Annotated in this window: 21 protein-coding genes; 8 read left to right on the plus strand and 13 right to left on the minus strand. The window is 72.1% G+C overall.

Translation table 11 applies throughout. The annotated features are described in order from the left end of the window. The first annotated feature begins 53 nt into the window (after nucleotides 1–53). On the plus strand, nucleotides 54–764 hold the full coding sequence (locus tag EJG53_RS19910) for a FadR/GntR family transcriptional regulator (protein ID WP_125045972.1): 711 nt from the start codon (nucleotides 54–56) through the stop codon (nucleotides 762–764). Between the two features lie 149 nt (nucleotides 765–913). Beyond that, on the plus strand, nucleotides 914–2,194 hold the full coding sequence (locus EJG53_RS19915) for a CynX/NimT family MFS transporter (protein ID WP_125045973.1): 1,281 nt from the start codon (nucleotides 914–916) through the stop codon (nucleotides 2,192–2,194). Between the two features lie 205 nt (nucleotides 2,195–2,399). Here EJG53_RS19915 and EJG53_RS19920 read toward each other — a convergent pair whose 3' ends face one another. The 4 genes from EJG53_RS19920 to EJG53_RS19935 all read right to left on the minus strand — a co-directional run bounded on the left by EJG53_RS19920 (nucleotide 2,400) and on the right by EJG53_RS19935 (nucleotide 6,167). After that, nucleotides 2,400–3,191, minus strand: coding sequence for an ABC transporter permease subunit (locus EJG53_RS19920; protein WP_244955234.1), 792 nt, complete (start codon nucleotides 3,189–3,191; stop codon nucleotides 2,400–2,402). A 16-nt stretch (nucleotides 3,192–3,207) separates the two neighbouring features. Next, nucleotides 3,208–4,119 (minus strand): ABC transporter ATP-binding protein, encoded by a 912-nt coding sequence (locus EJG53_RS19925; RefSeq protein WP_125045974.1) that lies wholly within the window; start codon nucleotides 4,117–4,119, stop codon nucleotides 3,208–3,210. 73 nt (nucleotides 4,120–4,192) lie between these two features. Next, nucleotides 4,193–5,104 (minus strand): ABC transporter permease subunit, encoded by a 912-nt coding sequence (locus tag EJG53_RS19930; protein ID WP_125045975.1) that lies wholly within the window; start codon nucleotides 5,102–5,104, stop codon nucleotides 4,193–4,195. Further along, the gene (locus tag EJG53_RS19935; RefSeq protein ID WP_125049461.1) at nucleotides 5,094–6,167 is read right to left on the minus strand and encodes an ABC transporter ATP-binding protein; all 1,074 of its coding nucleotides are present in this window, start codon (nucleotides 6,165–6,167) and stop codon (nucleotides 5,094–5,096) included. Before EJG53_RS19935 ends, EJG53_RS19930 begins: the two co-directional genes overlap by 11 nt. Nucleotides 6,168–6,681: 514 nt before the next feature. On the opposite strand from EJG53_RS19935, the gene EJG53_RS19940 reads away from it, so the two are divergent. The 4 genes from EJG53_RS19940 to EJG53_RS19955 all read left to right on the plus strand — a co-directional run bounded on the left by EJG53_RS19940 (nucleotide 6,682) and on the right by EJG53_RS19955 (nucleotide 11,511). Beyond that, nucleotides 6,682–7,476, plus strand: a complete 795-nt coding sequence (locus tag EJG53_RS19940) for a M24 family metallopeptidase (RefSeq protein WP_125045976.1) — start codon at nucleotides 6,682–6,684, stop codon at nucleotides 7,474–7,476. Next, nucleotides 7,473–9,281: an SDR family oxidoreductase gene (locus EJG53_RS19945; RefSeq protein WP_125045977.1), complete on the plus strand. Its 1,809-nt coding sequence runs from the start codon at nucleotides 7,473–7,475 to the stop codon at nucleotides 9,279–9,281. The genes EJG53_RS19940 and EJG53_RS19945 overlap by 4 nt, the downstream gene beginning before the upstream one ends. Before the next feature lie 185 nt (nucleotides 9,282–9,466). Then, a complete protein-coding gene (locus EJG53_RS19950) occupies nucleotides 9,467–10,390 on the plus strand; it encodes a metal-dependent hydrolase (RefSeq protein ID WP_125045978.1) in 924 nt (307 codons plus the stop codon). Nucleotides 10,391–10,401: 11 nt separating this feature from the next. Then, a complete protein-coding gene (locus EJG53_RS19955) occupies nucleotides 10,402–11,511 on the plus strand; it encodes a MerR family transcriptional regulator (protein ID WP_125045979.1) in 1,110 nt (369 codons plus the stop codon). A gap of 42 nt (nucleotides 11,512–11,553) precedes the next feature. On the opposite strand, the gene EJG53_RS19960 is transcribed toward EJG53_RS19955, so the two are convergent. The 3 genes from EJG53_RS19960 to EJG53_RS19970 form a co-directional block, all read right to left on the minus strand. Then, nucleotides 11,554–11,859: a hypothetical protein gene (locus EJG53_RS19960; protein WP_125045980.1), complete on the minus strand. Its 306-nt coding sequence runs from the start codon at nucleotides 11,857–11,859 to the stop codon at nucleotides 11,554–11,556. Between the two features lie 222 nt (nucleotides 11,860–12,081). Further along, nucleotides 12,082–13,446, minus strand: a complete 1,365-nt coding sequence (locus EJG53_RS19965) for a carotenoid oxygenase family protein (protein WP_125045981.1) — start codon at nucleotides 13,444–13,446, stop codon at nucleotides 12,082–12,084. Then, on the minus strand, nucleotides 13,443–14,033 hold the full coding sequence (locus EJG53_RS19970; protein ID WP_125045982.1) for a hypothetical protein: 591 nt from the start codon (nucleotides 14,031–14,033) through the stop codon (nucleotides 13,443–13,445). Before EJG53_RS19970 ends, EJG53_RS19965 begins: the two co-directional genes overlap by 4 nt. Before the next feature lie 117 nt (nucleotides 14,034–14,150). On the opposite strand from EJG53_RS19970, the gene EJG53_RS19975 reads away from it, so the two are divergent. Continuing rightward, nucleotides 14,151–14,831: a PadR family transcriptional regulator gene (locus tag EJG53_RS19975; RefSeq protein WP_125045983.1), complete on the plus strand. Its 681-nt coding sequence runs from the start codon at nucleotides 14,151–14,153 to the stop codon at nucleotides 14,829–14,831. Between the two features lie 54 nt (nucleotides 14,832–14,885). Here the strand turns inward: EJG53_RS19975 and EJG53_RS19980 are convergent, their stop codons facing one another. The 4 genes from EJG53_RS19980 to EJG53_RS19995 form a co-directional block, all read right to left on the minus strand. Beyond that, nucleotides 14,886–15,569, minus strand: a complete 684-nt coding sequence (locus tag EJG53_RS19980) for a TetR/AcrR family transcriptional regulator (RefSeq protein ID WP_125045984.1) — start codon at nucleotides 15,567–15,569, stop codon at nucleotides 14,886–14,888. Nucleotides 15,570–15,667: 98 nt separating this feature from the next. Further along, the gene (pspAB, locus tag EJG53_RS19985) at nucleotides 15,668–16,240 is read right to left on the minus strand and encodes a PspA-associated protein PspAB (protein ID WP_125045985.1); all 573 of its coding nucleotides are present in this window, start codon (nucleotides 16,238–16,240) and stop codon (nucleotides 15,668–15,670) included. 124 nt (nucleotides 16,241–16,364) lie between these two features. Beyond that, complete coding sequence (htpX, locus tag EJG53_RS19990) at nucleotides 16,365–17,264, minus strand: zinc metalloprotease HtpX (RefSeq protein WP_125045986.1); 900 nt, start codon at nucleotides 17,262–17,264, stop codon at nucleotides 16,365–16,367. Nucleotides 17,265–17,448: 184 nt separating this feature from the next. Continuing rightward, the gene (locus EJG53_RS19995; RefSeq protein ID WP_125045987.1) at nucleotides 17,449–18,342 is read right to left on the minus strand and encodes an LLM class flavin-dependent oxidoreductase; all 894 of its coding nucleotides are present in this window, start codon (nucleotides 18,340–18,342) and stop codon (nucleotides 17,449–17,451) included. 368 nt (nucleotides 18,343–18,710) lie between these two features. Between EJG53_RS19995 and EJG53_RS20000 the strand changes: the two genes are divergently transcribed. Next, entirely contained in the window at nucleotides 18,711–19,604 is an 894-nt protein-coding gene (locus EJG53_RS20000; protein WP_125045988.1) for a Cof-type HAD-IIB family hydrolase, read from the plus strand. A 43-nt stretch (nucleotides 19,605–19,647) separates the two neighbouring features. Here EJG53_RS20000 and EJG53_RS20005 read toward each other — a convergent pair whose 3' ends face one another. After that, complete coding sequence (locus EJG53_RS20005; protein ID WP_244955235.1) at nucleotides 19,648–20,865, minus strand: M23 family metallopeptidase; 1,218 nt, start codon at nucleotides 20,863–20,865, stop codon at nucleotides 19,648–19,650. A 416-nt stretch (nucleotides 20,866–21,281) separates the two neighbouring features. Beyond that, nucleotides 21,282–22,961, minus strand: a complete 1,680-nt coding sequence (locus EJG53_RS20010) for a sensor histidine kinase (protein ID WP_031006709.1) — start codon at nucleotides 22,959–22,961, stop codon at nucleotides 21,282–21,284. Nucleotides 22,962–23,174: the final 213 nt, after the last annotated feature.

Below are 23,174 nucleotides of genomic sequence, written 5' to 3' on the forward strand. Positions count from 1 at the left end.
ATGATGCCGGTTGTCGAGTACCGGGCCGGCCAGCTCGAACCGAGGAGACGCGCATGGCGTTGCAGGCAGCGGGACGACAGTCCCTCGTGGACACCGTCGTCGACGCCCTGCGCGCCCAGTTGACCGCCGGCACCTGGCCGGTCGGCGAGCGCATCCCCACCGAGCACGCCTTGGCCGAACAGCTCCAGGTGGGCCGCAACACCGTCCGCGAGGCCGTACGGGTCCTCGTGCACGCGGGCATGCTGCGCTCGCGGCAGGGTGAGGGCACCTTCGTGGTCTCCTGCACCGACCCCGGCGCCATCATGCGCGGCGTGCAGCGGGCCGGGGTCCGGGACGTGCTGGAGCTGCGTATCGCCCTGGAGGCGGAGGCCGCCCGGCTGGCGGCGCAGCGGCACCGGCCGGACGACCTGGACCGGATGCGCGCCGCGCTGGACGCCCAGGCCGCACTGGAGGCCGAGGGCGGGCAGCCGTTCGGCGGCGACCTGGAGCTGTACGCCGATCACGACATCGCCTTCCACCGGGCCGTCGTGGAGGCCGCGCACAACACCGCGCTCACCGCCACGTACGCCTGGTTCAGCAGCTCCGTACGCGAGGCGCTGGTCTCCTCGCTCGGCGACGAACTGATGCCGCGGATCGTGCACGGTGACCACCGTGCCGTCCTGGACGCGATCGCCTCCGGCGACCCGGAGGCCGCCGAGAAGGCCGCCCGCGCGCTGCTGGAGCCCCCGAAACGGGCGGTGGAGAAACTGCTCGCGGAGCGGTGAGCGGGCCGGTTCGCCCGTGATTGCGGGACCGCAGCCCCCGCCGCCGTACGGGGCGCCACCCTCCGCCCGTACGACCGGACCACCGCCGAAACGTTTCCCCCTCCCCTTCCCCCCCCCACATCCCCTCACCCAAGGAGCGTCACCCACCCATGTCAGTGACCCGGCCCGAAGCACCACTGATCGACGCCGAGGAGGACCTGGCCCCGGCACCGCCGGTAGCCGCGGCCCGCCGCCGGCTGCGCGCGCACCCGGTCCTGGTCCTGCTCGGCATCGTGCTCGCCTCACTGAACATGCGCGCCGCCCTGGCCGGCGTCTCGCCGCTGGTGAGCGAGATCGGCGACCACTTCCACCTGGCCGCGACCGCGAGCAGCCTCGTGACGACCATCCCGCTGGTCTTCATGGGCCTCGGCTCGATCGCCGCGCCGCGGCTGGCCCGCCGCTGGGGCACCGAGACGGTGCTGTGCGGCGCGCTGGTGCTGCTGTGCGGCGGCATCCTGCTGCGTATCGCCCCGCCGGTCGTCGCGCTGTTCGTGGGCTGCGCGGTGGTCGGTACGTCCATCGCGCTGCTGAACGTCCTGATGCCCGGCCTGATCAAGCGGGACTTCCCGGAGCAGGCCGCGGGCATGACCGCCCTGTACTCCACGGCGATGATCCTGGGCGCCACCGTCTCGGCCGCCTCCGCCGTGCCGCTGGAGAACGCGCTGGGCGGCTGGCAGGGTTCGCTGGCCTCGTGGGCGCTGCTGGCCGCGGTCGCCGCCCTCGTCTGGATCCCGCAGGCGGTGCTGGCCCGGCGCGGCACCCGGCACGGCCAGGCCGCCGCGACACCGACGCACACCACCGAGGACGGCCCCAATCTGAGCCGTTCCCCGCTGGCCTGGCAGGTCACGCTCTTCATGGGGTCGCAGTCGCTGATCGCGTACGTGATGATCGCCTGGATGCCGACGATCTTCACCGATCACGGCATGAGCAAGGCCACGGCCGGACTGGTCTTCGCCTTCAGCACCCTGGTGCAGATGGCCGGCTCCTTCGTGGTGCCGATGCTCGCCGGGCGGATGCGGCGCCAGCGCCTGCTGGCCGTCGCCGTCACCGCCCTGATGGCCTGCGGCATCGTCGGCCTCCTGGTGGCCCCGGTGGCGGGCGCCTGGGTCTGGGCCGTACTCCTGGGCATCGGGCAGGGCGGCGCGCTCGGCCTGGCCCTGACGATGATGGTGCTGCGCTCCGGAGACGCCCACACCGCCGCCCGCCTCTCGGGCATGGCCCAGACCTGGGGCTACCTCCTCGCCGCCGCCGGCCCGCTCGTACTCGGCGCGGTCCACCAGGCCACGCACGGCTGGACGGTACCGATCGTGCTGCTGCTGCTCGTCTGCGTGGGCCTGGTGCTGCTGGGCTTGGGCGCGGGGCGGGACCGGCGGATCGGGGCGGGGGCTTAACGGGCCTCGTACCTCTGCGCCCGCGCGCTGCCGGAGCTTTGTGGTCTCCGGCAGCGCGCGGTGCTTTGTGCCGCGTTGTGGCCCGGCAGTTGCCTTACAGCGCCCAGCGAGCCCTGTGCACCCGCACCACGCGGCGGCCCCAGCCGCCCACGCAAAGCGCCCGGCCGGAACCCCCAGCCGGGCGCACAAACAGTTCGCAGCCCCCCTACTCCTCCCCCGCCAACGTCAACGACCGCAGCTTGCGTGCCGCGTACCACGTGGCGAGGCCCGTCACGGCGACCAGGAGGACCACCGCCAGCGGCAGTCCCACCTCGGACGTGATCGCGCCCTCCGCAGCGATCTTCTGGCCCACCGCGAGGGCCCACTGCTGGACGCTCAGCGTCCTCGCGCCCGGGACCAGGTTGCCGAACAGGGTCTCCCAGACCAGGGCGTAGACCAGGCCGAAGACGACCGCGTGCCGGCTGATCGTGCCGAAGAACAGGAACAGGGCGCTGTACGCGACGGAGGCCACGGCCGCGGCGACCGCGTACGCGACGGCGATCTGCTGGCTGTTGCCGTTGAGGACGAAGCCGGCGATCAGCACCGGGACGGCGGAGAAGGCGGCCGTCACGCCGATCGCCACGACCAGTTTGGTGAAGATGATCGAGGACCGGCGCAGCGGCTTGGCCAGCAGGTAGACGACCGAGCCGTCGTCGATCTCCGGGCCGATCGCGCCCGTACCGGCGATCACGCCGATCAGCGGGACCATCGTGGCGAGCGCGAAGGTGCCCAGGACGCCGTTGGCGGTGGAGTCGTCGGCGCCGGCCAGCGCCCGTACGGCGACGGAGATGACGATCAGGAGGGCGGGCAGCGCGAAGAGGATCAGCGCGCGGCGCCGCCCGAGGAGGGCCCGGTAGGTGAGCCGGGCGACGGTGGGGTTGAAGAACGACGGGGCCGCCGAGGGGCCCGCGGCGGGTGCCGGGGACGGGTCCGGCCGGACCGATGAGGTCGCTGACATCGCTTTCAGGCTCCTTTCAGGCCGCGACGAGGTAGGAGAAGACCGATTCCAGGGACTCGTCGGAGGGCGAGACCGTCAGGAGGCGGATGCCGTGGTCGCGGGCGACGCGCGGCAGCAGGGCGGTGAAGCGGGGGAAGTCGACGGCCTGGACGCGCAGCGCGCCCTCCTGGAGGTCCACCTCGATGCCGGCCGTGGAGGGGTCGGCGATCAGGGCGGCGGCCAGCGCGCGGTCGTCGTCGGAGCGGATGAGGTAGCGGTGCGGGCGGTCCGTCATCAGGCGGCGGATCTTGCGGAAGTCGCCGGACGCGGCGTGCCGTCCGGCCACCACCACCTCGATGTGCGAGGCGAGCTGTTCGACCTCTTCGAGGATGTGGGAGGAGAACAGCACCGTACGGCCCTCGTCGCCCATCCGCCGCAGCAGCTCCATGAGCTGCATCCGCTGGCGCGGGTCCATGCCGTTGAACGGCTCGTCCAGCAGCAGTACGGACGGTTCGTGGACCAGCGCGGACGCCATCTTCACGCGCTGGCGCATGCCCTTGCTGTACGTGGAGATCTTGCGGTCCTGCGCGTACTCCATCTCGACGGTGGCCAGCGCGCGGCGCGCGGCGTCCTTCCCCAGGCCGTGCAGTTCGGCGTTGGCGACGACGAACTCGCGGCCGGTGAGGAAGTCGTACATCGCCTCGCGTTCCGGCACGATGCCGATGTCGCGGTAGATGCGTTCGTTGCGCCAGATGGCACGGCCGTCGAGGGTGACGGACCCGCCGGACGGGGCGAGGAAGCCGCCCATCATGTTGATCAGGGTGGACTTGCCCGCGCCGTTGGGGCCGAGGAGCCCGGTGACACCGGGCCCGATGGTCATGGTGATGTCGTTGACGGCAACGACGTTGCCGAACCAGCGGGAGACGTGGTCGATCTGGATGGTCGTCATGGGCGCGGCCCGTTCCTCCGGGAGCTGATGGCGGGCATCGTCGGGTGCGCCTCCGGGGGCGCGGGGCGGGCGGTCACAGGCCGGCCTTCCGGTAGCGGCGCATCAGCAGGGCGTACGAGCCCGCGACGGCGGCCAGCGTGACCAGGAGGGCCACCAGTCCGGCGGCGGTGGACGGCTGGACCTCGTCGGGGAACGACGCGGTGCCGCCGAGGAACGTCGCCTGCACGCTGTCGATCAGGGTGACGGGCGAGAACAGGGCGAGCCAGCCCACGACCCCTTCCTGGCCCTGTACGGCGGCGATGCCCTGGACGGCGCTCACCGCGGCGTACGGGATCGTCAGCGCGGCGATGACGGCCGCCACGCCGAAGCCGCGGCGCGGGGTCAGCGCGGAGATCAGCAGGCCGACACCGGCGAAGAGGAGGGACAGCAGCGCCACCGACACCAGGCCCTGAGCCAGTCCCTTGGTCTGGTCGACGAAGTCCATCTTGGCCAGCAGCGCGCCGATGTAGAGGATCAGCAGCGGCGCGGCGGTCAGGATGAACAGCGCACTGGCCATGGCCGCGAACTTCGCCGCCACGTAGTCGACCCGCTCGATCGGGCGCGAGAAGTACAGCGGAACGGTCTTGAAGCGCAGGTCGCGGGAGACGGACTGCGGTGCCTGGGCGGCCAGGTAGAGGCCGATGACCGCCTGAAGGAAGATCGCGTACCGGGTGTACGCCACCGGCAGGTCGTGCATCTTCGTGAACACCGCGACCGCCACCATGATGCCCGCGGGCAGGCACATGACGGCGAACAGCAGCATCGGCAGGACCTTGGACTTCGCCGAGCGGCCGAGCCCGTAGGCGCCGCGCAGGCTCTGCGAGAACAGCGACCGCCGGGCGTAGGCGCGGCCCAGGCGGGGGCCGTCGAAGTGGCGGTAGCCGATGTCGTGGATGACGTCCTGCGCCGCTCCGGCGGTGGCGGGGTTCCTGGTCTCAGGCGGCATCGGGGGCGCCTCCGTCCTTGATGGCTCGGTGGGCGGTCGTCGCGGAAGCGGTCGTCGCGGGGGCGGTCGGGCGGGGCGCGGCGGGCTGCGGGCCCGGTGCCTCCGGGGCGCCCTCGGTCGACACGTCGTCGCTCTGGAAGACCTCGGAGATGCGGTGCCTGCGCTGTTCCATCCGGACCAGGCCGAGGCCGAGGCCCGCGACGGTGTCGCGCACCAGGTCGTACGTCTCTTCGCCGGTGGCCTCCACGTACAGCACGTGGGCGGCGGAGGCGCCGCTCTCCGAGCCGGGGGCCGCGGGGGTCACCGCGGCACCGGCGCGGGTCAGGGCCGCGCGCAGCGACGCCGTGCCGTCCGGGTGCTCGTCGGTGTCCGTGACCTCGACCGCGAGGGAGGCGGTGAGCTGGGTGAAGTCGTCGGTCGAGGAGGAGCGCAGCAGCCGGCCGCCGTCGATGACGACGACGTGGTCGCAGGTGCGCTCCAGTTCGCCGAGGAGGTGCGAGGTGACCAGGACCGAGATGCCGAATTCGGTGTGCACGCGGCGGATCAGGCCGAGCATCTCGTCGCGGCCGACCGGGTCCAGACCGTTGGTCGGCTCGTCCAGGAAGACCAGTTGCGGGTCGTGGACCAGCGCCTGCGCCAGCTTGACGCGCTGCTTCATGCCCGTCGAATAGCCGCCGATGGGGCGGTAGCGCTCCTCGTAGAGGCCGACGTGCCGCAGCGTGTCGGCGGTGCGCTCACGGGCCGCGGTCGGCGGCAGGCCGGACATGCGCGCCATGTGGACGACGAACTCGGTGGCCGAGACGTCGGGCGGCAGGCAGTCGTGCTCCGGCATGTAGCCGACGCGCTCCCGGATGGCGCCGCCCTCCCTGGCCACGTCGAGGCCGAGGACGGTCGCGGACCCCTCGCTGGCCGGGGCGAGGCCCAGCAGCAGTTTGATCAGGGTGGACTTGCCGGCACCGTTCGCACCCACCAGGCCGGTCACACCCGGTCCGATGTCAACGGTGAGCCGGTCCAGCGCGGTCACCCTCGGGTACCGCTTGCTCAGGCTTTCGGTCACGATCACAGTCACGTCAACGACGGTAGTGGCGCTCACCACAACGGTCGTCAGACCTGGCGGCTGGATCGGCGTCCGACCACAGGTGGAGGGGCCCGTAGGGGAGGTCCGGCTTTCGGCCCATGGGGGATCGGGGGCGGGGTTGATGGGGGCGGGGGCTCGCTGCGGGCCGTTGATGTTGATCGATTACGGGGCGGCTTCCTGGGGCTTCTCCGGTCCGTCGCCGGTTGTCTCCCGCGGGTTTTCCACAGGCTCGTACCGACCCCTTGACGTCGCCGCCGAGCATTGTCACATTCATCAGTGTCAAGTTACGGGCACGTACCGCGATGAACGGCATACGGGACGGACGGTTGGCGATGACCTCAGCGACAGGGGCCGCAGCGGCCCGGAGGGGCGGCGGGGCGGCCCGGGGGGCGGCGGGGCGGCCCGGAGGGGCGGCGGGGCGGCCCGGGGGGACAGTGGCGCGGCCCGCGGGGCCGGCGGAGCGCGTGAACTCAGCGCCGAGCTACGGGGGTTCAGAGAGGTGCAGCGCCTTGCGTACGACTGCGCCGAGGCGGTCGCCGCGCAGCTCAGGCCGGGGGTGACGGAGCGGGAAGCGGCGCGGATGCAGCGCGAGTGGCTGCACGAACGGGGCGTACGGGACTGGTTCCACCTCCCCTTCGCCTGGTTCGGCGACCGTACGGCGTTCACGAACTTCCGTATACCGCTGCAGTTCTTCCCCACCAACCGGCGCCTGGAGCCCGGGATGGCCTTCATCCTCGACATGGCGCCGGTCCACCAGGGCCGTACGGCCGACATCGGCTACTCCGGCTGCCTCGGGCTCAACCCCGTGCACGACCGGCTGCTGGCCGACCTCGAAGCGCACCGCGAACTGATCCTGCGCGAGGTGCGCGAACGCCGCCCGCTGCGCGAGATCTACGAGGACGTCGAGCGGCTCATGATCCGCCAGGGGCATGCGAACCGGCACCGTGCCTACCCCTTCGGCGTGATCGCCCACAAGATCGACCGGGTGAAGGAGCGCCGCTGGTCACCCACGGTCTTCGGGTTCGGCACGCAGGCGCTCAAGGGCCTGGCCTCCGACGCGCTGCACGGCCACCGGGACGGCTGGTCGCCGCTGTGGAGCCCGTACAAGTTCTCCGACCACCCGCCGCAGCCGGGGCTGTGGGCGGTCGAACCGCACCTCGGATTCCGGGGCACGGGCGCGAAGTTCGAGGAGATCCTCGTCGTGACGGACTCCGCCGACCCGCAGGAGAGCGCCTTTTGGCTGGACGACGATCTGCCGCACGTGCGGCGCTGGCAGGAGGAGAAGGCCGCATGAGCAGGACGACAGGAGCCGGAGTCGGAGCCCAGGTTGGAGCCGGAGCCGTGCTGGACGGTGCCCGGGAGCGCTGGGTCCGTACGGGCGGGGTGGAGCTGTGCGTCGCCGAACTGGGCGACGCCACACGTCCCACGGTGGTGCTGGTGCACGGCTACCCGGACAGCAAGGAAGTGTGGTCGGAGGTGGCCCGCGGTCTGGCCGACCGCTTCCACGTGGTGCTGTACGACGTCCGGGGCTGCGGCCGGTCCACCGCGCCCAAACCCCTGCGCGGCGGCTTCACGCTGGAGAAGCTGACCGACGACTTCCTCGCCGTGGCGGACGCGGTGAGCCCGGACCGCCCGGTCCACGTGGTCGGCCACGACTGGGGCTCGGTGCAGGCGTGGGAGTTCGCGACGGCCCGGCACACGGAAGGCCGGATCGCCTCCTTCACCTCGATGTCCGGCCCGTCGCTGGACCACTTCGGCCACTGGATCAAGAAGCGCGTCGCCCGCCCCACCCCGCGCCGCACGGCACAACTGCTCAACCAGGGCGCCAAATCCTGGTACGTCTACATGCTGCACACCCCGGTCCTGCCCGAGCTGGCCTGGAAGGGACCGCTCGGCAAGCGCTGGCCGAAGATCCTCCAGCGGGTGGAGAAGATACCCGCGAGCGATTACCCGACGGCGTCCCTGCCCACGGACGCCGCCCACGGCGCGTGGCTCTACCGCGACAACGTCCGCGCCCGGCTGCGCCGCCCGCGCGCCGACGCCTACGCCCACTGCCCGGTGCAGCTCATCACGCCCACCGGGGACGCCTTCCTGTCCCAGCGGCTCTACGACGACCTCGAACGCTGGGTGCCGCAACTGGTCCGGCGCACCCTCCCGGCCAAGCACTGGGTGCCGCGCACCCGGCCCGACCAACTGGTCTCCTGGATCACCGAGTTCGTGACGTCCAAGGAGGAGGGCGACCCGGCCAGGGAGATCGTCGCCTCCGGTCCGTACGCCGACCGGTTCGGCGGGCAGTTGGTGCTGGTCACCGGCGCCGCCAGCGGCATAGGCCGGGCCACCGCGTTCGCCTTCGCCGAGGCGGGGGCGCGCGTCGTCGCCGTCGACCGGGACGCCGAGGGAGCGGCCCGTACGGCCGACCTGGCGCGGCTGGTCGGCGCCCCGCAGGCGTGGGCCGAGACGGTGGACGTCTCGGACGAGGCCGCCATGGAGAAGCTGGCCGACAAGGTCGCCGCCGAGTACGGCACCGTCGACGTGCTGGTCAACAACGCCGGCATCGGTCTGTCCGGCTCCTTCCTCAGCACGACCACCGAGGACTGGAAGAAGGTCCTGGACGTCAATCTCTGGGGCGTCATTCACGGCTGCCGCCTCTTCGGTCGGCAGATGGCCGAGCGCGGCCAGGGCGGCCACATCGTCAACACCGCCTCGGCGGCGGCCTTCCAGCCGTCGAAGGTGCTGTCCGCCTACGGAGCGTCGAAGGCGGCGGTCCTCATGCTCAGCGAGAGTCTGCGCGCCGAACTGGCCGGCCAGGGCATCGGCGTCACGGCCATCTGTCCCGGCATCGTAAACACGAACATCACCACGACGGCCCGCTTCACGGGCGTCTCGGCGGACGAGGAGAAGCGCCGCCAGGCCAAGGTGGCCCGCGCGTACGGGCTGCGCAACTACCCGCCGGAGAAGGTCGCCGACGCGATCCTGCGCGCGGTCGTCCGCAACGAAGCGGTCGTCCCCGTCACACCCGAGGCACGCGGCGCCCACCTGATGTCCCGCTTCACCCCACGCGCGCTACGCGCACTGGCCCGTATCGACCCGCCCGTGTGAGAGCGCGGGCCAAGACGCGGACAGACCGGAGCGAACGCACGCCCAGGCGAACGCACGCCGCAGCGAGCGCACCTCGAAACGCCCGCGCGCCGGGGCGGTCGCACCACCGCCCCGGCCCCTCCCCCTCGCCCCCATCCACTCGTTCTCCCCCCTTCTCCCCTCACGTCTTACGTCAGGAGCACAGCGTGAGTACGAACCCCACCGAACCGGAGGAGCACCACACGATCGCACCCCGCCGGGTCTCGTTCGACTGGCGCGAGACCCCGCTGCACTGGATACCGGACGAGCCGACCGCCACCCACGTCATCAACGTGCTGCACCTCCTGCTGCCCGCGGGAGAGCGCTGGTTCGTCAAGGTCTTCAAGGAGGCCCTGCCACTGGTCCGTGACCCCGCGCTGCTCAAGGACGTCAAAGGCTTCATGGGCCAGGAGGCCACCCACAGCGTCCAGCACGCCTACGTCCTGGAACACCTCGCCCACCAGGGCCTGGACACCGCCCGCTACACGAAGCACGTCGACTTCCTCTTCGCATACCTCCTCGGCGAACGGCCGCCCTTCGCCGCCCCCGTCCCCACCCAGGAGTGGCTGCGCTTCCGGCTCTCCCTCATAGCCGCCATCGAGCAGTTCACCGCCGTCCTCGGCAACTGGGTGCTGCACGCCGAGGGCCTGGACCGGGCCGGCCCCGACCCTGTCATGCTCGACCTGCTCCGCTGGCACGGCGCGGAAGAGGTCGAGCACCGCGCCGTGGCCTTCGACATGTACGAGCACACCGGCGGCGAGGGCCTGCCCCGGTACGCCCGCCGCGTCCTGGGCATGGCCGTCACCGCCCCCGTCCTCCTCTACCTGTGGGCCTGGGGCGCCGCCTACCTCATACGCCACGACCCGCAGTTGGCCGGCCGCCTGCGGTACTCCCTGCGCGCACACAACCGGGCCGTGCGCGCGCAGCTCCTGCCGAGCTGGCGTGAGCTGGGCGCCGCCGTACCGCGCTACCTGAAGCGGTCGTACCATCCCTCGCAGGAAGGGTCGCTGCGCAAGGCCGTCGACTACCTGGCGTCCTCCCCGGCCGCCCGCGCCGCGGCGGGAGCGGTGGGCCGCGCGGCCATCTCGTAAGGAGCACCGCATTGACCGACCAGTCGCCGCCGCCGGCCGAGTACCGCATCGAGGACCTGGCCCACATCAGCGGCACCTCGGTCCGCACCATCCGCGCCTACCAGGACCGCGGCCTCCTGCCCAAGCCGGAGCGCCGCGGCCGGGCCAACGTCTACGGCGACGAGCACCTGGAGCGGCTGCGCCGCACCGCCGACCTGCTCGACCGCGGCTACACCCTCGCCAGCATCAAGGAACTCCTGGAGGCGTGGGACACCGGCCGCGGTCTCGGCGGCGTCCTCGGCCTGGTCGCCGAGATAGACGGCCCGTGGAGCGACGAGGAGGCGGCCCGCATCACGCGCGAGGAGCTGGACGCCGCGTTCGGCGGCTCACCGGACGAGGAGGCCCTGGCGGACGCCGTCGAGCTGGGCGTCCTGGAACGCCTCCCCGGCAGCGGCGACGTCTTCCGTGTCCCCAGCCCCCGGGAACTGGCCGTCGCCGCCGAGCTGCACAGCGCCGGCGTCCCCCTCACGGCCATCTCCGGCCATCTGCGCGAACTCCGCGGCCAGGTCGAGCACATCGCGGCCCGCTTCCTCGACTTCACCACCGAGTACGTCTTCCACCCCTACCTCGACCACCAGCCCACCGAAGCCGAGGCCACCGAGGCCGCCGGCCTCGTACGCCGCCTCCGCCCCCTCGCCCAACAGACCGTGGACGCCGAACTCGCCCGCGCCATGCGCACCCTGGCCACCCGCTACATCCATCACCACCTCGGCGACATCAGCAACGTCAGCAGCGGCGGTAGCGGTGACAGCAGCGGCAGCAGCGGCGGCAGCAGTGAATTGAGCGGTCCGCGGGCGGGGCAGGACGCGGCTCCCGAGCCAGCCCGTTCCCCCAACCCTCACCCCACCAGCGCCGACACCGGCACCTCCGCACCCGAGGCCGATCCCGCCCCCGCTGCCGACGCCTACACCGATGCCGATGCCGATGCGACCATGATCGCGCTCCCCGCCGATGCCGTCCGCGCCGTACGTGACCTGGTCGGCCAGGAGAACGTGGCCGCCTTCATCACCGCCGCCGCCCGACGCGAGGTCCATGCCCGCACCATGGACGAGCTGGCAGTCCGCCGCACTCCGCCCCACTGACCACCCCGCCCCGCTGACCGCCGGGCCCTCGCCCGGACCGCTTCAGTCGAGTTTCATGTCTCCGAAGACGACCTTGCTGTTCCAGTTGTTCCCTCCCCAGTTGTGTGTGGCGACGGACGGTGCGTAGGTGTGCTTGCCGATGGTCACCGCGCCGGTGTTCCGGCCGTCACGGCCTGCGTCGCGGCCTGCGTCGCGCCCGATGTGGCCGGGCCGGCCGAGGTCGTCCACCGGCCCTGTCCGGCCGATCCAGCCGTCATGGCTGTCGGCCGTGGCCGTGCCGGTGGTGAGCACGGTGGCCGCGGCGGCCAGGGACAGTGCGCCGAGGGTGGTGGCGGTACGTACACGCATGGGGCCTCTTTCCTGGCCTGGAGCCACCCGGAGGCTTCCGGGCCCGGTCCCGGCCGTCGTCGTGGACATCGCCCGGATGCGGCAGTCGGGCCTCGTCGGGATGTGGCACCCGAAGCCGTCCCGGCCGCGTCGACCGATGTGAACCCCCTCATCCGATACCGCCGCACCCCCGGCCGCCATTCAGGCGCAGCCACTCGGGGCCGGACGCGGCCCGCCACCTCCCTACTGGACCGGGTCCGGGAGCCAGTTCCCGTGGAACCCGAAGGGCACCCGCTGGGGCAGGTGGACCGAGGCCACCGGCCCCTTGGTTATGTCCTCCGCGTCCAGGATCACAAGATCACTGGTGTCGCTCGCCGCGTCATGTACGTAGGTGAGCAACCACCCGGGGCCGCCGGGCCGGTCGTCCGCCGGGGCGAAGGCGGCCTCGGCGGCTGTCCGGCCGGGGCCGAAGTCGTACCGCGTACTGGTGCCGGTGTGCAGGTCGTAGCGGATCACCGCGCTCGGCGTCGGTCCGGCGCCGGGGCCCCCGCTCCGTGTGATGTGCCCGAACCTGGCGTCCAACCCCGCCAGCCGGTCGTCCATCCGTGGGAACTCGCCCGACTGGTCGTCCACCTGCTCCTCGACGACCTTGCCCGAGACGAGGTCGATGGTCCACCGCCACAGTGTGGGCAGCGACTTCAGCTCCGGCGCCGGGTAACGGCAGACGTAGAGGACGATGCGCCCCGGGCCGTCGTCGTACGCGTTCAGGGAGTGGAAGACGTAGCAGGGGTCGATGCTGAACCAGCGGACGTCACCGTGCGGATCGTCGCGGCGCAGCACTCCGAGCCGGGCGCCGTACTCCGCGTCCCACACGTACGGCATGCCGGGAGTCCCGTGGTCGTAGACGAGCGGGAGGTCCATGAAGACGACGTGCCCGGCCGTCAGATGGAAGTCGTGCATCATCGTGGACGCCCCCACCTCGACGGGGCGGCTCACCACCAGTGCGCCGGAGGCGTCCGCACGGTGGTAGGTCAGAAATGGCGGCTCCGGAACGCCGTAGCCGAAGAAGTGCAGCTCTCCCGTGGTCGGGCAGGTCTTGGGGTGAGCGGTCATGGCGGTGGTCAGCCGGCCGTCGAAGTCGTACGGACCGATGGTCTCCAGCTCGTGCCCCGGCCGGCAGTCGAGTTCGTACGGGAAGGACGACTCGACCAGGGCTAGGGTGCGGCCCGCGTGGTGGACCACGTGGGTGTTGGCGACGCCGGCGGTCAGGTTGGGACGCCCCATCCGGTCCCGGACCGGTGCACCGTCGGTGAAGGTCGAGGTGCGGACCCAGCGGTTGCGGTACGAGACGGCCTTGCCGCCTGCCAGGCGGACGCCGTGGACCATGCCGTCACCGAAGAACCAGTGCACTGACGCGGCGTCCCGCGGGTTGGGGCCGTTGCGCAGGTACCAGCCCGTCAGCTCGGGCGGTATGGCGCCGGTGACCGGCAGCTCGTGCGCGGTGAGTTCCTTGGTCACCGGGGCGAAGTTCCCCGCCAGGTGCGGGGCCGGTGTGTCTGCGGAGCCGGACGCCGGGACGGCGGATCCGGGGTCGTGTGTCGTCGTCATGCGGGCTGGGCCTCCTGTACGTACGGGTGTCCGCCGGCCTTATCCAGGAAGCGCGCTCGCGCACGCTCCGGGTAGCTCGCGGTGAAACGCAACGGGATGACGAAGGCGCTGAGATGGATGGAGATCATCGCGGTCAGGCCGAGCCCGTAGCCCGTGACCAGGGCCTGCCCTGCCGCGGCGAACGTGAACGATGCCGCCCAGGCCGCGCTGAGCACGTAATTGATCCGCAGGAACAGGCGGGTACGCCACACCTCGGGCGGCGCCTTGCGGCGGGCTATCGCGAGCGTGAAGGGCCGGCGGGCGGCCATCGACCCCCAGGTGACCAGCGCCAGCCAGCCCGAGGACAGGGCTCCGTCGTAGGTCCGCAGACCGCTGTCCGGCCGGACGAAGGCCAGGACCGTGATGCCGGCGAAGAACACCAGGCTGCCGTATTCCAGCACCCGGAACGACGGCGACAGCCCCTCGGCCCGGTCCGCGTAGAGCACCACGCAGCCGATCACCAGGGCCAGCAGCGCGGCCCACTGCCACGACGCCCAGGCCACAGCTCCGTAGGCGATCCATGGAAAGAACCCCCGCAAGAAGGTCATGACTCTCGACTCCCCCGACCGGGCTGCCCCGGCCTTCCAGCGACATTCCAACTTCGACATGTCGAAGCTAGAAGGTTCTGCATTGACGTGTCAAGACTGGAAGGTAAAGTGATGGACATGAGCCTCCGCCACGCCGTTCTGGGCCTGCTGGCCGCATCACCCGCCAGCGGTTACGACTTGATGAAGACGTTCGACCTGTCGCTCGCGCACGTGTGGCCGGCCACCCAGAGCCAGGTCTACGGAGAGCTGAACAAACTCACCGCGGCCGACCTGATCGAGGTGGCCTCGCACGGTCCCCGGGGCCGCAAGGAGTACGCCATCACCAAGGCGGGCATGGCCGAACTGCACCACTGGCTCACGGAGGTGGAGCCCGTCGGACCGCAGCGGCACGACGGCCTGCTGCGCGTCTTCTTCCTCGGTGCCCTGACACCGCTGGAAGCCCGTACGTACCTTCTGCAACAGGCCGAACGGTCCGCCCGCGCACACGCCGACTACCGGGCCTTGGCCGACGCCGGCGACTGGGAGGGCGAAACGCTCGCGGTCTACGGGCGCATCGCCCTGGAATTCGGACTGCGGCAGACCGCCATGGTGGAGGAGTGGGCCAACTGGGCGGCCGCCGAGATCACTTCGGACCAGGCCCGCCGGAGCAGGGAAGCGGCCGGGGCAACGGCCGGGGAACAGGACCCGGCGCACGAGCCGGAGCAGAATTCGGAGCAGATAAAGGCTCGAATTCAGGAGTACGGCACCGAGGTGGAGCAGCCCCGGGTCCGGGAGCGGGCTCGGAAGCGACAGCGGTAGATCCAGTGGCAGGCGCCTGATCAGGGGCGCGAGCAGACCGCGTTCGTCCGCGGCCTAGCGTTCGTCCGCGAGCGCGCCGTGCAGGAAGAGGTCCACCAACTCCCGTGGGCTGAGCGCCCCCGGCATGCGCCCGTCGTCTCCCGCATCCGCCGCCGAGGCCCGGCTCAGCGTCAGGAAGACCCTGGCCAGGGCCTCCGGCGCCACCCGCAACCGGTCCCGCTCGGGCTCGAACAGGGCGGCCACCGCTGCCAGCGGCGCCGCCAGCGCCTCCTCACGGCTGCCGGGCACGATCGCGGCCGATCCCGAGGCCGGGTCCGAGCCCGCTCCACCCGCCCTTGGCGTTTCACGCCCCCGCAGATGCCCCGTCGCATGCAGCGCACCGATCACCGCACCGATACGGGACAGGTGCTCCCGCATCGCCTCCAGCGCCTCGACCAGCCGCTCCGCGAGGGGCCGGTGCAGGGGGACGGCGGCCAGGGAGGCGAGCAGGGCGTCGGGGCGGAGGGCTTCGGCCACACAGGCCGCCAGCAGCGCTTCCTTGTCCTCGAAGACGCGGAAGATCGTCGCCTCGCCGATGCCCGCCGCGCGCGCCACCTTCGCCGTGGTCACGCCCGCACCGTACTCCGCCACCAACGGCAACGCGGCCTTCACGATCATCGAACGGCGCTCGTCGGCGCTCATCCCGGGCGCACGGCGGCGCCTGCCCGGCACTCCCGCCGTCTCCACTGCCTCAGCCATGACGCCAACGTACGCGAGCGACCGCCCGGTGCCGGAACCAGCCGCCGAAGAGACCGGCCAGGGACCAGCCCTACGCCGCGCGAGACACGGTCAACCGGTCACAACCCGGGCGCGCCCCAGACCGGGAACCACCGGCTCAGGTCCGGCTCGATCTCCAAGTCGTCGGCGAGCACGGCCCGGATCTCCAGCTCCAGGGCGTTGTCGCGCTTTTCGGCGGCCCCTTCCGGGCCTGTCAGCGGCGCGAACGGGTAGAACGTGCCCCGCTTGTAGAGGTAGACCAGCGCGAGCGACCTGTCCCGGTCGTCCCGGAAGCCCATCAGGGAACACAGCAGTTGCGGGCCGAAACCGGCGCTCTCCAGGGAACTGTTGACGGTGTGCAGATCGTTCACCAACCCCGCGCTGTCCTCCGGCTCGTGCCGCGCGAGCATCCACGAGTAGCCGTACTCGTCCTGGCTGAACTCGGCCGGCCTGCCCAGGAGGTTGCGCACCTCCTCCTCGATGCCGCGGAACGCGCCACCCTCGACGCTCGCGAAGCACACCGATCCCAGGCCGGTGGGACGGAATCCGGCCGCGGACTGGAGGGTGACGGCCGCGGAGGGAAGCGCGAACAGCCGGTCGAGGTCGGGACGTACCGGCTTGCTGCGTCCGAGGATGGCGTCCAGGAATCCCATGCGGTGGCTCTCCTTGATCCGACTGCGGCCCGTCTAACCGATCCTTCTGCGGCCCGTCTGCGGTCGTCTGCGATCGTCTTCCGGCGGGCGCCCGGAAGGCGGCGCTTTCCCCCTACGACCGCCTCTACGGCCGCCCCAACTGCGCCGAGATCCGTCCCAACTGCTCCAGCCGCTGCTCCAGCGTCGGGTGCGAGGACAGCAGCCGCCCGAAGCTCTCCTTCGAGAACGCCGGCGCGAAGAAGAACGCGTTGAACGGTTCGGCCCTGCGCAGGTCCCGCGTCGGGATCTGCGCCATCTGACCGGTGACCTTGGTGAGCGCGGCGGCCAGCGCCGACGGGCGCCCGGTCAGGATGGCCGCGGCCCGGTCGGCGGACAGCTCCCGGTAGCGCGACAGCAGGCGGGTGAGCAGGAAGCTGACGGCGTAGACCACGGCGCTGACCAGCGTGACGACCAGGACGGCGATCGCCGCGTTGTTGTCCCGGCTGTTGCGGCCGACGCCGCTCCACAGGGCCGCGCGCGTGATGATCCCGGCCAGTACGCCCAGGAACGAGGCGATCGTCATGACCGCGACATCGCGGTGCGCGACGTGCGACAGTTCGTGCGCGAGGACCCCTTCCAGTTCCTCCGGCTCCAGCCGCCGCAGCAGACCGGTGGTGGCGCACACCATCGCGTTCTTCTGGTTGCGGCCGGTCGCGAAGGCGTTCGGTACGTCGGATTCCGCGACGGCCACGCGCGGTTTGGGCATGTCGGCGAGGGCGCACAGCCGGTCGACAGCGCCGTGCAGTTCCGGTGCCTGCTCCGGAGTGACCTCACGCGCCCCCATGCTGAAGGCGGCGATCCGGTCGCTGAACCAGAACTGTGCGACGAACATGGCGCCCGAGATCAGCAGCACCACGATCCACGCGCCCTTGAGGAGCACCACCAGCGCGCCCACCACGACCACGTAGAGCAGGCCGATGAAGAACATGGTGGTGACCATGCGTGACGTCAGGCCGCGGTCGGGGGCGAATCGGGTCCGTGCCATGCCTCTCAGTCCTCCAAACCGCAGAGTCCGCAGAGTTCCGTCCGAGGAACCGTTCCGGCGCCTCTGACCCGATTCTCCCTCTTGTCCGCCCGTTACGGCGTAAAACGCAGGCCATGGATTCGCGCGAGCGCGGGATGCGGCCCCGACGCGCCTGCCTGCCCACCGCCCCTGCCTGACGACCGCCCTACCGTCCGAGCTGCGCAAGCCCCTCCCCGGCGATCCGCTCGAACACCGAAAGGTCCGCTTCGAAGACCGACCCGTCGATCGGCCAGTGCAGCACGATCTCGTCGATGCCCGCCTCGGCGTGTGCGCCGGCGAAGTCCACGAAGGCGTCCACGGAAGCGAGCGGACGGTCCGGCGTGAAGCCGGTGAGCATGATCCTCTCCAGCTCACCGGCGTCCCGGCCGGCCTCGGCGCACGCCTTGCCGAGGCGTTCGACCTGGCCGCGTACGGCTTCCAGGGACTCGGCCGCGGTGCCGGTCGCGGACGTCTTCGGGTCGCCGGTGGTCACCCACGCCTGCCCGTACCCGGCGGCCAGCCGCATGCCGCGCGGCCCGGTGGCCGCGATCGCGAACGGCAACCGGGGGCGCTGTACACAGCCGGGGATGTTGCGCACTTCGTGGGCGCGGTAGTGCTCGCCCTCGTACGAGACCACGTCCTGCGTCAGCAGCCGGTCCAGCAGCGGTACGAACTCGCCGAAGTGGTCGGCCCGTTCCCGGGGTGTCCACGGCTCCTGGCCGAGTGCCGTGGCGTCGAAACCGGAGCCGCCGGCGCCGATGCCGAGGGTGATCCGCCCGTCGCTGATGTCGTCCAGGGAGATCAGTTCCTTGGCGAGGGTCACCGGGTGCCGGAAGTTCGGGGAGGTGACGAGGGTGCCCAGCCGCATCCGGGACGTCGCGGCGGCGGCCGCGGTCAGTGTCGGCACCGCGCCGAACCACGGTCCGTCCCGGAAACTCCGCCAGGAGAGGTGGTCATAGGTGTACGCGGTGTGGAAGCCCAGCTCCTCGGCGCGCTGCCACACCTCCCGGCCACCCTCGGACCAGCGGCGGACGGGAAGGATCACGGTGCTCAGTCGCATGGGTACGAGCGTACGGCGGCGCGGCACCGGGCCCGCGAGCCGTGGTGAGCACCCGCACACGGGCGCCACGCGCCGTGTACGCGGGGTGCACATGCCGTACGGGCGCACACGTAGCCGTCCGTACGCCCGTCTCCGCATCCGTACGCCTCTCCGCCCGAACCTGCGCGGGTAAGGCTCGGCCTTTGGGCGGGTGCGTACGGCACCCGCTCCGGTACGACCCGCCGCTCGTCTTCCTACGGCCCGGTACCCGTTCCCGTACGGCCGTCCGGCACCCTCCGGCGTACGCCCCCGTACTCCCGACACGAACCCGCCTCCGTCAAGCTCATGCGCGCGACCCGCCGCACGCCTGTGCGCGCATATGCGCGAAGATGGACGGCGTGACCGATGCCTCCGCAGAGCCTCCCCTGGCGCCAGGGTCCGACGGGAAAACGATCCGGCTGATCGCCACCGACCTCGACGGCACGTTGCTGCGCGACGACAAGACGGTCTCCGGCCGGACGATCGCCGCGCTGGCCGCCGCCGAGCGGGCGGGCATCGAGGTCTTCTTCGTGACCGGCCGGCCGGCCCGCTGGATGGATGTGGTCAGTGACCATGTGCACGGGCACGGGCTGGCGATCTGCGCGAACGGCGCGGCCGTCGTCGACCTTCATCACGGCCGCCGGATCGTCGAGATCAGCCCGCTGGAACGGCCGGAGGCGCTCTCCGTCGTGCAAACGCTGCGCGCTGCCGCTCCCGGTACGACGTTCGCGGTCGAGCGGACCGGCGGCATCAACTACGAGCCGGCCTACCCGCCCTTCCACCTCGACCCGGCCGCCGTCATCGCGCCCGCGGAGAAGCTCCTGGCCGAACCGAGCCCGGAGGAGCGGCAGTCCCCGCTGAGCCCCGACCAGCCCGTACTCAAGCTCCTCGCGCACCACCCCGACCTGGACCCGGACGCCTTCCTCGACCTGGCCCGCGCGCGGGCGGGCCGGTACGCCTCCTTCACCCGGTCCAGCCCCACCGCGCTCCTGGAGATCAGCGGCCTGGGCGTCAGCAAGGCCGGCACCCTGGCCCGCTGCTGCGCGGAGCGCGGCATCAGCCCCGACCAGGTCGTCGCCTTCGGGGACATGCCCAACGACATCGAGATGCTGGCGTGGGCCGGCACCGCGTACGCGATGGCGAACGCGCATCCCGCCGTACTGGCCGCGACGGACCTCCACACGGCCGGCAACAACGAGGACGGCGTGGCGGCCGTGATCGAACGCATACTTGAGCGCCGCTGACCGCCCCTCGCCGCCCCACCCCCCGTCTGGTCACCGCACCTCCTCACCGCAATCGCACCCCCCGGCTCGCCAACCATGGCACCGGATCGATCCCCGATCCCATGCGCGGCGTGCGGCGTACCTCGAAGTGCAGGTGCGGTCCGGTGGAGTTGCCGGTCGTACCCGACAGCGCGATCTGCTGTCCCGGCCGTACCCGCTGTCCGGGGCGGGCCAGCGCCGCCGACAGGTGCGCGTACTGCGAGAACGCACCGGCGCCGTGCTGCACGACCATGCTGATCCCGAAGCTGTCACCGCAGGTCAGGCTGTCGACACGGCCCCAGCCCACGGACCGTACGGGGGTGCCGACCGGCACCGCGAAGTCCTGGCCCGTGTGGCCGTGTGCCCAGCGGCGGCCCGAGCCGCCGAAGCCTGCGGACAGGACGTAGTGCTCCACCGGCCGGGTCCACCCGGTGCCCGGCGCCGTCACCGGCGGTGCCGCGGGCTCGGAACGCTTCGCCGCCGCGGTCACCGTGCCGGGCAGCCCGCAGCGCCCCTCGCGGGACGCCTTCCGGGACAGCTCCCGGAGCTGTCCGCGGACGACACCCAGGCGGCGGCTGATGCGCAGGCGCTCGGTGTCGAGGCGGGAGCGGTGGGCGACCAGCGCCGCGGAGCGGGCCAGTACGGCCGCGCGGTCCGCCTCCAGGGCCCGGCTCAGGCGCAGCGCCTCGCGCGCACGGGAGGCCAGCAGGTGTTGCCGGTGATCGGCGTTCCGGTAGGCGTCCAGTACCGCCTCGGGGCTCGGACGCGCCTGGCGCCCGTGATGGGCCTGGGGGCCGCGACGGGCCTGGGAGCCGTGCCGTGCCCGGGTACTCAGGGCGAACGGCAGCCGGTTGTTGCTGCGGTACTGCGCACCGGCGATCCGTCCGGCCGCCCGGCGCAGTTCACCGGCCCTGCGGCGTTCCCGGAGGAGGGCCGCCCGCAGTTGCGCGGCGCGGGTCCGGCCCGCTCTCATCTCGCGCAGGATCTTCGCGTACGACCGCCCGGTCCGGTGCGCGGCCCTGCCGAGCCGGAGCGCCTCCAGGCTCGCGGCGGCCAGCCGGTCGGCACCGTGGGCGCGTACCGGGGAGGGGCGGCGGGGAGCGGGCAGCGACGCTAAGGGGGCGATGTCACTCGGTTCCGCCGGGGCCGAGGCGGCGGGCGGGACCCCGGCCCGGGCCGTCCCGCCGGCGGCAGGCTCTGTACCTGCCGCCGCCGTCAGCGCCACGACCAGCGACAACGTCACCCGCACCGCTCGTGACGGCGCGCCGCACCGCCGGCGGACACAGCGCCCTGCCCGCCCGTACGTACGCTGGGCAGGACGCCACCGTCCTCGGACCGTCTTACGCAGCCAATCCAGCAGACCTGGACACATGGGCAGATAGTTGCCCAAACACGAACAAAACCAACTAAAACGTTTCGCCAACCTCGCTCACGGAGCCCCGAAAGGAGCAACCCGCCCCCCACGGAATGGCCGGAATCAGCCGCTCCGGCAACGCGACAGATCACTCGAATACCGGTTGAACCAGACGGAGGTACACCGGCTGGTCCGTATGGAGGCACCCGGGCCTCGTCACACCGCACGGCCCCCTCCCGGCCGCGACCACCGCCCCTGGCCCCTGGCCTACGGTCCCCTGCTCCGGCTCCCGACCTCCGGCCCCCTCAGAGCGGCGCTTCCCAGGTCACCATCGTCCCCGCCCCGCCCTCCCCCAGGCCCGGCCCGTACGTACTGGACCCGCCCAGCGACTCGGCCCGCTTCGCGAGGTTGCGCAGGCCGCTGCGCCGGCCGCCGTCCGGGATGCCCACGCCGTCGTCGGCGACCGTCAGCCGTACGCCGTCCCGGCCGTCCGGCAGCTTGATCGTCGAGTCCACGACGACCTCGATGCGCGAGGCGTCCGCGTGCCGGAACGCGTTGGACAGCGCCTCGCGCAGCGCGGCGATCAGGTTCTTGCCGGTCAGCTCGCCGACGCGGGCGTCCACCGGGCCGACGAAGTTCGCCGACGGCTGGAAGCCGAGCGGCACGGCGGCGGTCCCGATCTCCCGCAGCACCCGGGTCCGCAGCCCGGACGGCGCCTCGGCCGGGCCCTGTTGCAGCGCGAAGATCGCGGTACGGATCTCCTGGATGGTGACGTCGAGCTCGTCGACGGCCTTGCCGATGCCCTCCTGCACCTCCGGCACGACCGCCCTGCGCTGCGCGCTCTCCAGCATCATCCCGGTCGCGAAGAGCCGCTGGATGACCAGGTCGTGCAGATCACGGGCGATCCGGTCGCGGTCCTCGTAGACGGCCAGCCGCTCGCGGTCGCGCTGCGCGTCGGCCAGCACGAGCGCCAGCGCGGCCTGGGCGGCGAACTGGGTGGCCAGCGTGCGTTCGGCGGTGGTGAAGGGGCGGTCGCCGCGCTCCCGCGGTGTCGCCAGTGTGCCCAGCACCCGGCCGCCGCTCCTGAGGGGCAGCAGCATGCTGGGGCCGAACCGCGACGCGACGTCCGTGACCATCCGCGGGTCGGTGGCCGAGTCCTCCACGAACACCGGCTCGCCGGCCAGCAGTTGCGCGGCCACCGGGCTCTCGGCCGGCATGTGGGTGCCGATGAGGCCGGCGGGATCGTCCGCCGACGCCGCGACGATCTCCAGTCCGCCGTCCGCCGCGGGCAGCAGCACGATGCCGGCCGCGGAGTCGGCCAGCTTGCGGGCCTGTTCGGCGACGACCGCGAGCGCGTCGTCCACGTCGCTGCCGGCCAGCAGCGCGGTGGTCACGGCGGCCGCGCCGTCGATCCACCGCTCCCGCTGCCGCGTCGCCGCGTACATCCGCGCGTTGCCGATGGCGATGCCCGCCTCGGTGGCGAGCACCCGCACCATGTGCAGATCGCCCTCGCTGAACTCGCCGCCCCCACGCTTCTCGGTCAGATAGAGGTTGCCGAAAATCTCCCCCTGGACGCGGATCGGCACCCCGAGGAAGGTCCGCATCGGCGGGTGTCCCGGCGGAAAGCCCGCCGACCGCACGTCCTGGGTGAGGTCCGCCAGCCGTAGCGCCTTCGGGTCATGGATGAGGGCGCCGAGCAGCCCCTTGTGCCCGTCCGGCAGCGCGCCGATCCGGGCGTGCTCCTCGGCACTGACGCCGTACGTCACGAAGTCCGACAGGCCCTCCCGCGCCTCGTCGATGATCCCGATCGCGGCGTAGCGGGCGTCGGCCAGCTCGGCGGCGGTCTCCACGATCCGGTCCAGGGTGATGTGCAGATCCAGGCCCGCGCCGACGGTACGCATCGCCTCCAGGAGCTGCGGTACCCGTGCGGTCAGCTCGGTCGACAGGCCCTGGAGGCTGCGGGTCGCCTCGGTGGCCGCTTCCATGGGGTCGGAGGCGGAGCCGGACGCGGACGCGCCGTCGGCGCCCGTGGGTGCCGTCCCGGAGCCCGTGCCGTCGGGTGCCCCGGTGCCCATGGGGTCTGAGGGTCCTGTCGTGACTGCCATGGGACGAGCCTAATAGTCGCTTTCCCGATGAAAGCCTTCTATACGGCAATTCGGACGCCGGACCGGACCACCCCGGACCGCCCCGGGCTGCCA

The sequence above is a fragment of the Streptomyces chrestomyceticus JCM 4735 genome, from assembly GCF_003865135.1.
Classification (GTDB): Bacteria; Actinomycetota; Actinomycetes; order Streptomycetales; family Streptomycetaceae; genus Streptomyces; species Streptomyces chrestomyceticus.

Bases quoted from the DNA above. Each gene is read 5' to 3' on its own strand.
- EJG53_RS19910 (WP_125045972.1), top strand. From the start codon at position 54: ATGGCGTTGCAGGCAGCGGGACGACAGTCCCTCGTGGACACCGTCGTC.
- EJG53_RS19915 (WP_125045973.1), top strand. From the start codon at position 914: ATGTCAGTGACCCGGCCCGAAGCACCACTGATCGACGCCGAGGAGGAC.
- EJG53_RS19920 (WP_244955234.1), bottom strand. From the start codon at position 3,191: ATGTCAGCGACCTCATCGGTCCGGCCGGACCCGTCCCCGGCACCCGCC.
- EJG53_RS19925 (WP_125045974.1), bottom strand. From the start codon at position 4,119: ATGACGACCATCCAGATCGACCACGTCTCCCGCTGGTTCGGCAACGTC.
- EJG53_RS19930 (WP_125045975.1), bottom strand. From the start codon at position 5,104: ATGCCGCCTGAGACCAGGAACCCCGCCACCGCCGGAGCGGCGCAGGAC.
- EJG53_RS19945 (WP_125045977.1), top strand. From the start codon at position 7,473: ATGAGCAGGACGACAGGAGCCGGAGTCGGAGCCCAGGTTGGAGCCGGA.
- EJG53_RS19960 (WP_125045980.1), bottom strand. From the start codon at position 11,859: ATGCGTGTACGTACCGCCACCACCCTCGGCGCACTGTCCCTGGCCGCC.
- EJG53_RS19965 (WP_125045981.1), bottom strand. From the start codon at position 13,446: ATGACGACGACACACGACCCCGGATCCGCCGTCCCGGCGTCCGGCTCC.
- EJG53_RS19970 (WP_125045982.1), bottom strand. From the start codon at position 14,033: ATGACCTTCTTGCGGGGGTTCTTTCCATGGATCGCCTACGGAGCTGTG.
- EJG53_RS19975 (WP_125045983.1), top strand. From the start codon at position 14,151: ATGAGCCTCCGCCACGCCGTTCTGGGCCTGCTGGCCGCATCACCCGCC.
- EJG53_RS19980 (WP_125045984.1), bottom strand. From the start codon at position 15,569: ATGGCTGAGGCAGTGGAGACGGCGGGAGTGCCGGGCAGGCGCCGCCGT.
- pspAB (WP_125045985.1), bottom strand. From the start codon at position 16,240: ATGGGATTCCTGGACGCCATCCTCGGACGCAGCAAGCCGGTACGTCCC.
- htpX (WP_125045986.1), bottom strand. From the start codon at position 17,264: ATGGCACGGACCCGATTCGCCCCCGACCGCGGCCTGACGTCACGCATG.
- EJG53_RS19995 (WP_125045987.1), bottom strand. From the start codon at position 18,342: ATGCGACTGAGCACCGTGATCCTTCCCGTCCGCCGCTGGTCCGAGGGT.
- EJG53_RS20000 (WP_125045988.1), top strand. From the start codon at position 18,711: ATGGACGGCGTGACCGATGCCTCCGCAGAGCCTCCCCTGGCGCCAGGG.
- EJG53_RS20010 (WP_031006709.1), bottom strand. From the start codon at position 22,961: ATGGAAGCGGCCACCGAGGCGACCCGCAGCCTCCAGGGCCTGTCGACC.